Raw genomic sequence first — 12,231 nt, 5'->3', positions numbered from 1 at the left:
ACCGACCGCGGTACCTCCGCTCCGCCGGTTCAACCAGGAGCATGTGGACAAGCCGCACCCTGTGGAGATCCCCTGGTGCGGGAATAGCGACTGGTAGGATGGTTCCACTGCGTCGCACGTCAGTGAAGGGAGCACACGAAGATGTCCGACAGTGATCGTATGTACGAACTCGAGTACCCCGGCCCCTCGGCACAGTCCACCGACGCCGACGACGGACTGTCGATGGTCATCGCTCTCCAGGGCTACGCCGACGCCGGTCAAGGGGTGCGGCAGGCCAGCCAGCACCTTCTCCAGGCTCTCGACCACGCAGCGGTGGCGACGTTCAACGTCGATGAACTCATCGACTACCGGTCCCGGCGTCCGGGGGTGACCCTCGACCACGGCCGGGTCGTGGACCGCGAGGACCTCGCACTGACCCTCTACCGTATGGAGGATTCCGACGGCCAGCCGTTCATGCTGCTCACCGGACCGGAACCGGACCTTCGTTGGGAGGCGTTCAGCAGGGCGGTGGCCGAGCTCGCGTCACGCTCGGGTGTCGACCGGACCGTCACGTTCTACGCCGCACCGATGACGGTGCCGCACACCCGTCCCCTCATCGTCACCGCACACGGTTCCGACCCCGCGCAGATACAGGGCCTGCGGACCTGGGAGTCCCGGATGATCATCCCGGGCGCGGCAATGCTGGACATCGAGTTGCTGCTGTCACGGGGCGGGCTCTCCACCCTCGGTTTGACCGCCCACGTCCCCCACTACATCGCGGCGTCGGACTATCCGGAGGCCGCCTACGGACTGCTGCACACCCTCGAGTCGGTCGCCGACCTCAACCTGCCGCTGCGGGCACTGGAGGCCGACATGGACAAGGTCCGCCAGCAACTCGCCGAGCAGGTCGACGACTCCGCCGAGATCGCCTCGGTCGTCGGTGCCCTGGAACGGCAGTACGACGAGGACCAGTCGCGTCAACGCAAGCGCAGGGACAACGCCCTGCTGGCTCCCGGTCAGGAGGTGCCGTCCGGTGAAGAGATCAGCGCCGAGGTGGAACGCTTCCTCGCCAGCACGCTCGACATGTCCGACGACGACGGCGACAACGGTAACGAGGACGACGGCGAGGACCGCGACGCCGACACGGACGACGTGCCCGGGTACAATCCAGACGACAACCCCGACGACCCCGACAGGTAAAACCACAGGTGACGACGCCCGCTACTGACACCACCCTTTCCGCCCTCCTCCCCGACCTCGACGAGGTGCCGGAGAGCCTGGTCGACGACGCGGTCCTCGAATCCTTCCTCGCGTGGGCCCGCGACCGTGGACTCTCCCCCTACCCTGCCCAGGAGGAAGCCGCGGTAGCGCTGGCTGCCGGTGACAACGTCATCCTGGCCACCCCGACCGGGTCCGGGAAGTCGCTGGTGGCCACCGCCGCCCACTTCGTCGCCCTGGCCCACGGGAAGCGTACCTTCTACACCGCCCCGATCAAGGCGCTGGTCAGTGAGAAGTTCTTCTCCCTCTGCGAGATCTTCGGCCCGGCGAACGTGGGCATGATGACCGGTGACGCCACCGTGAACGGAAAAGCGCCGGTCATCTGCGCCACGGCAGAGGTCGTCGCGAATATCGCACTGCGCGACGGCGCCGAGGCCGACATCGACCAGGTCGTGATGGACGAGTTCCACTATTACTCGGAACCCGACCGTGGGTGGGCGTGGCAGGTGCCGTTGCTCAGCCTGCCCCGGGCACAGTTCCTCCTGATGAGCGCGACGCTGGGCGACACCACCTGGCTGGAGAAGGACCTGACCCGTCGCACCGGCCGCACGACGAACCCGGTGACCGGCACCGTCCGCCCGGTCCCCCTGGAGTTCGACTTCGTCTACACCCCGGTGCACGAGACGCTGCAGGAGCTCATGGAGGCCGGCAAGGCACCGGTGTACATCGTCCACTTCTCGCAGCGTGAGGCCGTGGAGCGTGCCCAGGCGCTCACGAGCATGACCTTCGCGGACAAGGAACGGAAGGCGGAGATAGCCACAGCCATCGGCGACTTCCGCTTCACCTCCGCGTTCGGCAAGACGCTGTCGGGACTGCTACGTAAGGGCATAGGCATCCACCACGCGGGGATGCTGCCGAAGTACCGCAGGCTCGTTGAGAAGCTCGCCCAGCAGGGCCTGCTCAGCGTGATCTCCGGCACCGACACCCTCGGTGTGGGGATCAACGTGCCGATCAGGACGGTGCTGATGACCGGGCTGGCCAAGTACGACGGCATCAAGCACCGGATCCTGAAGTCACGGGAGTTCCACCAGATCGCCGGGCGTGCCGGACGCGCCGGTTACGACACCCAGGGCACCGTGGTGGTGGAGGCGCCGGAGCACGAGATCGAGAACTTCCGGCTGCGCGAACGGGCCGGTTCGGACCCGAAGAAGCTCAAGAAGCTCCGGAAGAAGTCCGCGCCGGAAGGGCGTGCCACGTGGACGAAGTCCACCTTCGACAGGCTCACCACCGCGGAGCCCGAGGAGCTCGTCAGCCAGTTCCAGATGTCGCACTCGATGCTGATCAACGTCGTCGCGCGGGACGAGTGGACCTACGCGGCACTCAAGGGACTGCTGCGTGACAACCACGACACCCGCGCCAAGCAGAACCGGGACATCCTCACCACGATCGACCTGTACCGGGGTCTGCTGCGTACGGAGATCGTCGAGGAGTACGACGCCGACACCCCGTCCGGGAAGGATGCCCGGCTGACCCGCGAGCTGCAACGTGATTTCGCTCTGAACCAGCCCCTGTCTCCGTTCGCGCTCGCGGCCTTCGACCTCCTCGACCCGGAGTCCGAGACCTACACCCTCGACCTGATCAGCACCGTCGAGGCGATCCTGGACAACCCCCACCAGGTCCTGTCCGCCCAGCAGCGGGAACGTCGTGGCCAGGAGATCGCCGCGCTGAAGGCCGAGGGGGTCGACTACACCGAGCGTATGGCGATCGTGGAGGACATCACCTGGCCGAAGCCCCTCGAGGAGGAGCTGGAGCAGGCCTACGACATCTTCTGCGAGTCCAACCCGTGGGCGAGCGAGTTCGACCTGGCGCCGAAGTCGGTGGTACGGGACATGATCGAGAAGGCCATGACCTTCTCCGACCTGATCGCCACCTACCAGCTGGCGCGGTCGGAAGGGGTCGTACTGCGCTACCTCACCGACGCCTGGCGGACGTTGTCGCACACCGTGCCCCCGGAGCGTCGCAACGACGAGCTGGAGGACATCGTCGTCTGGCTCGGTGAGCTGATCCGGCAGGTCGACTCGTCACTGGTCGACGAGTGGTCGGCGATGGCCGACCCCGACAAACCCGTCACCGAGGAACAGGTGGCCGAGCACGCCTTCGGGGTCGACGACCCGACGAAGCTCAGCGCCAACCCCCGCGCACTGCGCCGGATGGTCCGCAACCACTTCTTCCGCCACGTCGAGCTGTTCGCCTTCGAGAAGGAGAAGGAACTGGCGGAGTTGGACGACTACCTGGCCGAGGCGCCGGACTGGCCCGCGGAGATGGACGCCTACTTCGACGAGTACGCCGACATCGGGGTCGACGCCGGCGCCCGCTCCCCCGACCTGGTGCTCATCTCCGAACAGGGGCGTCACTGGGAGGTGCGGCAGATCCTCGATGACCCGGAAGGCGACCACGGGTGGGCCTTCGAAGGGGTCGTGGACCTCGATGCGTCCGATGAGGCCGGCGAGGTCCGGCTCAGTGAGCTCAGGGTCATCCAGGGTTGAGCCGGGCGTCCAGCACGCCCCGGCCGACGACCGCACCTGCCTCGTACGCCTCGGTGACCACGTCACCGACGGTCCGGAAGGCCTCGTCACGTGTGGAGCTGGACCGGTAGCTCAGGTTCACTGAACGGCCGGCGGTCGCCGCGCCACCCTCGAACGTCGCCAGCGCCACCCCCGGACGGTCACACTCCGCGGCGACCGCGCTCATGGGGACCAGGGTGCACCCCAGACCACCGATGACGCACTGCACGACGGTCGACAGGCTGGCGGCTCGGGTGACCGACCGTGCCGGGTCAGCGGTCAACGACACCGAGCGGCAGAGGTCCAGCACCTGGTCGCGGAGGCAGTGGCCGTCGTCCAGCAGCAGCAGGTCGAGGGTGTCGAGCTCGTCGAGGGTGACGTCGCGCCGACCGGCGAGCCGGTGCCCCTCGGGAAGGACGAGGACGAACTCCTCCCGGTAGAGCTCGATCTGCTCGATTCCGGCCCCGGTGACCGGTGATGCGACGACCACGGCGTCCAGACCCCCCTGTCGCAGGGAGTCCACGAGACTGCTGGTCTTCTCCTCCACGATCTTCGGTTCGAGCTCCGGGGCGACCGAGGGCAGTGAATGCAGGAGGAACGGGAGGATGAACGGGGCGATGGTCGGGATCATGCCCAGCGCCATCGAACCGGTGAGCCCGCCGTGTGCGCCTCTGGCCTGACTGATGAAGGTGTCCAGGCTGTCCAGGGTCGCCTGTGCGTAGGGAAGCAGGTCGCGACCGGTGTCGGTGACGATGACCTTCCGCGTCGACCGCTCGATCAGCTGGACACCCAGCCCGTTCTCGAGGGCTGCCAGGCCCTGTGACAGGGACGGCTGGGAGATCCCCAGCTGCTGGGCCGCGGACCCGAAGTGTCCGTGTTCCGCGACCGTGGCGAAGGTGCGGAGTTGGGCGATTGTCGGCCGGTACGCTTTATTGACCATGCCTATCACACTACATTATCCACGAAAGTTAAACCTATCCACTCCGTCCCATAGGTGGCACCTATGGCGGGGTCGACATAGATCAGTTATACCTTTGCATCGTTTCTAGTTTCATGGCATAATCGGTCTTGCTCACGCACGCAGCGAGCACACTAATCTCACGACCCCAGGAGGCATTCAGCGTGTCCATTCTCACTGTCGGCGACCAGTTCCCGGAGTTCAACCTCACCGCACTCAAGGGCGGCGACCTGCACGAGGCCAACGCCCAGCAGCCGGACGACTACTTCGAGAACGTCAGCCTCGACAAGTACGAGGGCAAGTGGAAGGTCATCTTCTTCTACCCGAAGGACTTCACCTTCGTCTGCCCGACCGAGATCGCCGCCTTCGGCAAGCTCGACGAGGAGTTCCAGGATCGTGACACCCAGATCCTCGGCGGCTCCACCGACAACGAGTTCGCTCACTTCAACTGGCGTGCAACCCACCCGGAGCTCAAGGGTGTCCCCTTCCCGATGTTCGCCGACGTGCGCCACGACCTGATCCGCGCCCTGGGCGTCGAGAACGCTGCCGGTGTCGCGGACCGTGCGACCTACATCGTCGACCCGGACAACGTCATCCAGTTCGTCTCCGTGACCCCGGACGCCGTCGGCCGCAACGTCGACGAGGTCCTCCGCGTCCTCGACGCGCTGCAGTCCGAAGAGGTCTGCGCCTGCAACTGGCAGGCCAACGACCCCACCAAGAACATCAACAAGATGGACGTTGTCCAGGAGGCACTGAAGTAATATGTCGATCGACAACCTGAAGTCGGGTCTCCCCGAGTACGCCAAGGACCTGAAGCTCAACCTCAGCAGCCTCGCGCGGTCCACGGAGCTGACCGAGCAGCAGCTGTGGGGCACCTTCGTCGCCACCGCCGCGGCGTCCCGCAACGACCAGGTTCTGTCCGAGATCTCCGACGAGGCCAAGTCGCACCTGTCCGACGAGGCGTACAACGCCGCGCTGGCCGCCGCCTCGATCATGGCGATGAACAACGTCGCCTACCGTGCCCGCGGATGGCTCGGCGACGACTACGCCCAGGTCCGGATGGGCCTGCGGATGAACGTCATCGGCAAGCCGGGCATCGAGAAGGTCGACTTCGAGCTCTTCTCCCTGGCGGTCTCGACCGTCAACGGTTGCGAGCACTGCACCATCGCACACGAGAAGACCGTGCGCGAGGAGGGCCTGACCAAGGAGCAGGTCTTCGAGGCAGTCAAGATCGCCGCTGTGGTCCAGGGTGTCGCCCAGACCATCGAGATCGAGGACGCACGCTAGAAGCGTCCCGGTCGGCCCGTCGTGCACATGGTGTACGGCGGGCCTTTTTCGTGTCCGGTGGTAGGATCGTCGGGTGGTTTCCGACGAAGACAATGCAGGTGACAGCAGGCCGACGAACCGCCGGAAGGGCAGGAAACGGCAGCGCGGCCCACGGTCAGGACGTGGTCCACGCCGCGCTCCGCGGTTGAATCTCACCGAGAACCTCTCCTACCCCGAGTCTCTCCCGGTCTCTGCCCGTCGGCACGAGATCATCGAGGCGATCAGGGACAACCAGGTCGTCATCGTCGCCGGCGAAACCGGGTCAGGGAAGACGACCCAGTTGCCGAAGATGTGTCTGGAGCTCGGTCGGGGCGTGGAGAAGCGGATCGGCCACACGCAGCCGCGTCGTATCGCCGCCCGGAGCGTCGCCGACCGCATCGCCGACGAGCTGGGCGAGAAGGCCGGCGAGCCAGGAAGCCGTGTCGGTTACAAGATCCGCTTCGACGACCATGTCCACCGGTCGACCGCGGTGAAGCTGATGACCGACGGTATCCTGCTGGCCGAGATCCAGCGGGACCGGCTGCTGAAGGCCTACGACACGATCATCGTCGACGAGGCACACGAGCGCAGCCTCAACATCGACTTCCTGCTCGGGTACCTCCGGGAGCTGCTTCCCAAGCGTCCCGACCTGAAGGTCATCATCACCTCGGCGACGATCGACCCGGAGTCCTTCGCCACCCACTTCGCGGACTCCGACGGCAACCCCGCACCGATCATCGAGGTCTCCGGCCGTACCTACCCGGTGGAGATCCGGTACCGGCCGCTGACACGTCTGGTACCGGACGGCACCGACGGCGAGTCCTTCCGCGAGGTGGAGACGGACCCGATCGACGGCCTCCTCGACGCCACACGCGAGCTCATCGCCGAAGGTCCGGGCGACATCCTCTGCTTCTTCTCCGGTGAACGTGAGATCCGGGACGCCGCGGACGCCCTGCGGGACGAGAAGTTCCGCGGCGTCGACATCCTCCCGCTGTTCGGCCGTCTGTCCGCCGCCGAACAACACCGGGTCTTCTCCCCCGGCAGCCGCCGACGGATCATCCTGTCGACGAACATCGCGGAGACCTCGCTCACGGTCCCCGGCATCAAGTACGTGATCGACACCGGGTACGCGCGGATCTCGCGGTACTCGCACCGGACGAAGGTCCAACGGCTGCCGGTCGAGGAGATCAGCCAGGCGTCCGCGAAACAACGCTCGGGTCGCTGCGGCCGTACCTCGGACGGTATCGCGATCCGGTTGTACTCCGAGGAGAGTTTCGAGGCCCGCCCGGAGTTCACCGATCCGGAGATCCTGCGCACGCACCTCGCCAGCGTCATCCTCTCCATGGCGTCCCTCGATCTCGGCGACATCCGGGAATTTCCGTTCCTGCAGCCCCCGGACTCGAAGTCGGTCCGCGACGGCGTGCAGCTCCTGCAGGAGTTGGGCGCGATCGAGACGTCGGGCAGGACGTCGTCCGGTGCGCCGACCCTCACGGACACCGGTCGCGACATGGCCCGTATTCCGACGGACCCGCGGCTGGCGAAGATGCTGTCCGCGGCACACGCCAACGGTGTCCTCGAACAGATCGCCGTCATCGTGGCGGCACTGAGCATCCAGGACGTCCGGGAACGGCCGTCCGAACACCAGGCCCGTGCCGACCAGCTGCACGCACGGTTCGCGGCGGACTCGGACTTCATCTCTGTCCTCAAGCTATGGAACTACCTGCAGGAACGCCGGAAGGAACTCTCCGGGAACAAGTTCCGCAGACTATGCCGCGACGAGTTCATCCACTACGTGCGTGTCCTGGAGTGGATGGACCTTGTCAGGCAGCTTCTCACCGTGATCCAGGAGCTGAGGTGGTCGGTTCCCAACGTCCGCCACTTCCGTGAACTCACCTTCGACCTCGCCGACGACCTGGATGCCTCGGCCGCGCCCGATGAGACGGCGGTCCACAAGTCACTGCTGGCCGGTCTGATCACCAATGTGGGGATGCGTCAGGGCAATTCCCGCCAGTTCACCGGAACCCGCAACACCACGTTCGTCATCCACCCCTCGTCCCACCTGTCGAAGAAGCCACCGCAGTGGGTGATGGCGGCGGAGCTGGTGGAGACGTCCCAGGTGTTCGCCCGGACGGTGGCACCCGTCGTCCCGGAGTGGATCGAGGAGATCGCCCCGCAGCTGATGCGGTACTCGTACTCGGACCCGTTCTGGTCCAGCAAGCAGGGTGCCGCCCTGGCCGTCGAGAAGGCGTCCATGCTGGGGCTCCCCGTGATCGGCGACCGGCGGGTGAACCTGTCGAAGACCGACCCCGAGGCCGCACGCGACATGTTCATCCGGAATGCACTGGTCGAGGGCGACTGGCGCACCAACCACCGTTTCTTCCGACACAACCAGCAACTGCTCGCTGAAGCCGGCGAGCTGGAGGACAAGGCGCGTCGGCGCGACATCGTCATCGACGACGACGCCATCTACGCCTTCTACGACGACCGCCTACCGGCAGGCGTGGTGTCCGCGCGTCACTTCGACTCCTGGTGGAAGAAGGCGAGGAACAAGGAGCCCCACCTGCTGGACATGACCGCCGACGCCCTGATCGGGTCGGACGGTGGAGCCGCCGCGGCGCGGGAGTTCCCGGACACCTGGCGCCAGGGGTCGATGGAGTTCGACCTGACGTACGTCTTCCGTCCCGGCGACCCCGCGGACGGCATCACGATGCGGATTCCGCTTCCGCTGCTCGCCGGCGTGACCGACGACGACACCAAATGGCTGGTGTCGGGCATGCGCGAGGAACTCTGCGTCGCGTTGATCAGGACGCTGCCGAAACCGTTGCGGACCTCGGTGGTCCCCGCCGCACAGTTCGCCCGCACCGCACTGGAGCGGATGACCCCGTACGACGGTCCGGTCGACCAGGCCCTGGCCGACGCGCTCCGTTCTCTGGGAGGCAGCGGAATCAGCGCCGGCGACTTCGACTGGAACCGGGTGCCCGACCACCTCCGGATGACCTATGCCGCGGTCGACCGCCGTGGCAAGGTGATCGCGACATCCAAGGATCTCGGTGACCTGCAGGACCGGCTCTCCGGCGAGATCACCCAGTCCATCGCCGCGGCGACAGCCCGGTCGTCGCGGGGCGCCTCGGACAACCCCACCCCCCGGGACTCGGCTGCCCACCGGCCGTCAGGCTCGAAGAAGCGAGCCTCCGGGAACCCCTCCTCGGGTGGCGGCGGCGGGGTCCTGGCCCGCTCCGAGCACTGGACCGCCGAGGATATCGGCACGATCCCCGAGTCGGTGGAGACCGTGGTCGACGGCCAGACGACCTCGGCGTACCCGGCGCTCGTCTCGGCTGCACCGGGGAACCGGGGCGGGTTCGTCCTCAAGGCCTTCCCCACTCCCCAGGCCGCGGCAGGTCAGCAGTTCTCCACCGTCCTGGAGATGATGGTGGCCGCCTGCCAGGTGTCCACCAAGCAGATGATCAAGGGGATGCCGCTGCGCCAGCGCGTGGCGGTCGACACGTACCCGCACGGTGGTCCGGACGCGCTGGTGGACGACTGCCGTGTGCTGGCCTGCCGTGAGTTGTTGGACCGGTATGGTCCGGTGATCCGTGACCCGGAACGCTGCGCAGAGGCCGTCGCTGCGGCGAAGGACAAGGGACCGGGACTGGTCCGCCAGATCTTCGTCGCGATCGCACCCGCGGTGCTCGCGGTGTCCGATATGTCGCAGGAGCTGGACGCCTGGAGTGGCGAGGCGATCGAGGAGATGAAGGGCCAGCTCGAGTTCTTCCTCGGCCCTCACCGTGTCGCGAGGAACGGGGTGGAGAATCTGCGCCATGTACCCCGCTATGTGGCGGCCATGAAGTCCCGCCTGTCCCTGATGGAGTCCGACCCGGACCGTGAGGCGGCACTGGATGACCAGGTCAGGGAGTGTACGGAGGCGATCGCGGAGACGCGTAAGCGGATTCCCGCCTCGCGTGCGGCGTCACCGCAGTTCAAGGAGGCCGAGTGGTTGGTCGAGGAGTTCCGGGTGTCGCTGTTCGCGCAACACCTCGGTACCTCGCGCCCCGCCAGCGCGGCCCGGGTCAAGAAGGCCCTGGCGAAGATCCGGTGACGCTATCCGGCGGTGCCGTCGTGGTGCTGCCGGAGGGCCCGGATCTCCTTCTCGAAGTCGTCGGTGGACCGGAACGACTTGTAGACGGAGGCGAACCGGAGGTAGGCGACCTCATTGAGGTTACGGAGCGGTTCGAGAATCGCCAGGCCGATATCGTCAGCGGCGACCTGTGAACCGTGGGACGCCCGGAGTGACTGCTCGACGTCATGGGCGAGGATCTTCAGGTCGTCCGTGGAGACCTCGAGTCCCTGACAGGCCCGGCCGACACCCCTGATGACCTTGTCACGGCGAAACTCTTCGGTCACGCCGCTGCGTTTGGTGACAAGCAGCACGGAGCGCTCCAGGGTGGTGAACCTGGTCCGGCACGACAGGCACTCGCGCCGCCGTCGGATCGCCGATCCGGATTCCACCGTGCGTGAATCCACCACCCTGGATTCTTCGGAGCGGCATGCAGGACAGAGCACGGGGTTCTCCCTCATCGAGATAGGTGGAGCAGTACGGCCCCACATCCTACCCCCAGGACGGTCCACGACACCGAGTGCGGTCAGTACACCGGCACGATCACCTGTCGGGTCGTCGAACCGTCAGACTGCCCGAGGTCACGTGGACCCAGGTCCCCGGTGCCGGTGATGCCGTTGAGCGAGGAGATCCGCGCCACCGTGTCCCCCACCGGGGCCCCCGGCACATGCTCCCGCGCGATGTCGGCGAGGCTCTCGCCCTCGTCCACGGTGACCGTCGCTGTCGTGGTCGGCGTGACGACACCTTCGTCCGTACCGGTCAACACCGGCGATGCGGCGATCATCACGACCACCGAGGCCAGCGAGACCAACGTGACCCCCGGGGACCCGAGGACAGATGACGCCCGGCGACGGAGCCTGGCGCCACGGGAGCCGTCCTCGAACGGACGTTCCTCGGAGCAGCTCCGCGAACGCCCGCGCGCAGACTGAACCGGGGACGGCCGCCGGGCGGCACCATCCCCCCAGGTGTTCGATCCACCGGTCCCGCACACCTGTGCCCACTCCGGACGACGGTAAACAGGACGGCGGACGGCGTCGCGGCGATGATGTACCGGTATCGTGCTCATGACAACCCTCTTTCCATGGGAACGGCAGTGACTCGCGGGATCTGACAGGACAATGACATCACCACCACCGGACACCATCCCGCGTCCCGTGCAGACTCTTCGTCCATGTGTTCGAACCGCACTCTCTGTCGCCGAAGATAGCACGGGTGTTCGAGGAAGTCCACCGTTCCAGCGACACTTTCGAACACCTTGATCAACGATGTCCGCCCATTCATGTAGTGTCGGAACCACGATCGACACAACGAAACCAGGAGTGGGTCAGATGTCAGGGAAGCAGAAGTCCTCCGCGGGAGCGGTGTCGGGCGGCAGGAAGCGGGCCGCGCCGACCGGACTCGGAACCAACGACGGCGACAAGGGCAGGGAGAAGCTCTCCGACCGCCAACGCCGCATCATGGACGTCATTAAGGACGCCACACGCTTCCGCGGGTACCCGCCCAGCATCCGGGAGATCTGTGACGCGGTAGGCCTGAACTCCACCTCCTCGGTGTCGTACCACCTGCGTGAACTGGAGCGGAAGGGATACCTCCGGCGAGAGGACAACAAGCCCCGCGCCGTGGACATCCGTGACTTCGACGGCGACTCCGCTCCCCGCCCCGGCCCCAAACCGGCGACCACCCCGGTCCCGGAGGGGATGCCCTCCCCGTCCTTCGTCCCGGTGGTCGGCCAGATCGCCGCCGGCTCGCCGATCCTGGCCGAGGAACACGTGGAGGCACACTTCCCCCTGCCGCAGGAGCTGGTGGGCAGCGGCGAGCTCTTCCTTCTCCAGGTTGTCGGCGAATCCATGCGCGACGCCGGCATCTTCAACGGGGACTGGGTCGCTGTCCGGTCTCAGAAGGTCGCTGAACTGGGGGACTTCGTCGCCGCGATGATCGACGGCGAGGCCACGGTGAAGGAGTTCCAGAAGGACGGTAACGGGGTCTGGCTCCTCCCCCACAACGACCTCTTCGAACCGATCCCCGGGGATGACGCGGACATTCTCGGACGCGTCGTCGCCGTGCTCCGCAAGATCTGACCGCGCCTCCGCCCC

Annotated in this window: 9 protein-coding genes; 6 read left to right on the top strand and 3 right to left on the bottom strand. The window is 66.5% G+C overall.

Annotated elements, in window-relative coordinates; genetic code table 11:
• Positions 1 to 159 precede the first annotated feature (159 nt).
• The gene (locus MUN33_RS12720) at positions 160 to 1,179 is read left to right on the top strand and encodes a PAC2 family protein (RefSeq protein WP_369414968.1); all 1,020 of its coding nucleotides are present in this window, start codon (positions 160 to 162) and stop codon (positions 1,177 to 1,179) included.
• 8 nt (positions 1,180 to 1,187) lie between these two features.
• The gene (locus MUN33_RS12715; RefSeq protein WP_244805283.1) at positions 1,188 to 3,743 is read left to right on the top strand and encodes a DEAD/DEAH box helicase; all 2,556 of its coding nucleotides are present in this window, start codon (positions 1,188 to 1,190) and stop codon (positions 3,741 to 3,743) included.
• Here the strand turns inward: MUN33_RS12715 and MUN33_RS12710 are convergent.
• Positions 3,730 to 4,701 carry a hydrogen peroxide-inducible genes activator gene (locus MUN33_RS12710; protein ID WP_244805282.1) on the bottom strand — a complete coding sequence of 324 codons (972 nt, stop codon included), beginning with the start codon at positions 4,699 to 4,701 and terminating at the stop codon, positions 3,730 to 3,732. The genes MUN33_RS12715 and MUN33_RS12710 overlap by 14 nt on opposite strands.
• A 182-nt stretch (positions 4,702 to 4,883) precedes the next feature.
• On the opposite strand from MUN33_RS12710, the gene MUN33_RS12705 reads away from it, so the two are divergent.
• The 3 genes from MUN33_RS12705 to hrpA all read left to right on the top strand — a co-directional run bounded on the left by MUN33_RS12705 (position 4,884) and on the right by hrpA (position 10,120).
• A complete protein-coding gene (locus MUN33_RS12705) occupies positions 4,884 to 5,480 on the top strand; it encodes a peroxiredoxin (protein WP_244805281.1) in 597 nt (198 codons plus the stop codon).
• A 1-nt stretch (position 5,481) separates the two neighbouring features.
• Complete coding sequence (ahpD, locus tag MUN33_RS12700; protein WP_244805280.1) at positions 5,482 to 6,006, top strand: alkylhydroperoxidase, AhpD family; 525 nt, start codon at positions 5,482 to 5,484, stop codon at positions 6,004 to 6,006.
• 73 nt (positions 6,007 to 6,079) lie between these two features.
• Complete coding sequence (hrpA, locus tag MUN33_RS12695; RefSeq protein WP_244805279.1) at positions 6,080 to 10,120, top strand: ATP-dependent RNA helicase HrpA; 4,041 nt, start codon at positions 6,080 to 6,082, stop codon at positions 10,118 to 10,120.
• 2 nt (positions 10,121 to 10,122) lie between these two features.
• Here hrpA and nrdR read toward each other — a convergent pair whose 3' ends face one another.
• Positions 10,123 to 10,584, bottom strand: coding sequence for a transcriptional regulator NrdR (gene nrdR / locus MUN33_RS12690; protein WP_244805278.1), 462 nt, complete (start codon positions 10,582 to 10,584; stop codon positions 10,123 to 10,125).
• Positions 10,585 to 10,664: 80 nt separating this feature from the next.
• Positions 10,665 to 11,204 (bottom strand): hypothetical protein, encoded by a 540-nt coding sequence (locus tag MUN33_RS12685; RefSeq protein ID WP_244805277.1) that lies wholly within the window; start codon positions 11,202 to 11,204, stop codon positions 10,665 to 10,667.
• Positions 11,205 to 11,595: 391 nt separating this feature from the next.
• On the opposite strand from MUN33_RS12685, the gene lexA reads away from it, so the two are divergent.
• Entirely contained in the window at positions 11,596 to 12,216 is a 621-nt protein-coding gene (gene lexA, locus MUN33_RS12680) for a transcriptional repressor LexA (RefSeq protein WP_244805534.1), read from the top strand.
• Positions 12,217 to 12,231: the final 15 nt, after the last annotated feature.

The organism is Corynebacterium kalidii (assembly GCF_022869005.1).
Taxonomy (GTDB): Bacteria; Actinomycetota; Actinomycetes; order Mycobacteriales; family Mycobacteriaceae; genus Corynebacterium; species Corynebacterium kalidii.
The sequence above is the reverse complement of the archived record's forward strand: the minus strand, read 5'-3'. Positions and strand labels throughout refer to the sequence as shown.

Excerpts from the sequence above, each read along its gene's own strand:
- lexA (WP_244805534.1), top strand. The coding sequence starts at position 11,596 with ATGGACGTCATTAAGGACGCCACACGCTTCCGCGGGTACCCGCCCAGC.
- ahpD (WP_244805280.1), top strand. The coding sequence starts at position 5,482 with ATGTCGATCGACAACCTGAAGTCGGGTCTCCCCGAGTACGCCAAGGAC.
- MUN33_RS12710 (WP_244805282.1), bottom strand. The coding sequence starts at position 4,701 with ATGGTCAATAAAGCGTACCGGCCGACAATCGCCCAACTCCGCACCTTC.
- MUN33_RS12720 (WP_369414968.1), top strand. The coding sequence starts at position 160 with ATGTACGAACTCGAGTACCCCGGCCCCTCGGCACAGTCCACCGACGCC.
- MUN33_RS12685 (WP_244805277.1), bottom strand. The coding sequence starts at position 11,204 with ATGAGCACGATACCGGTACATCATCGCCGCGACGCCGTCCGCCGTCCT.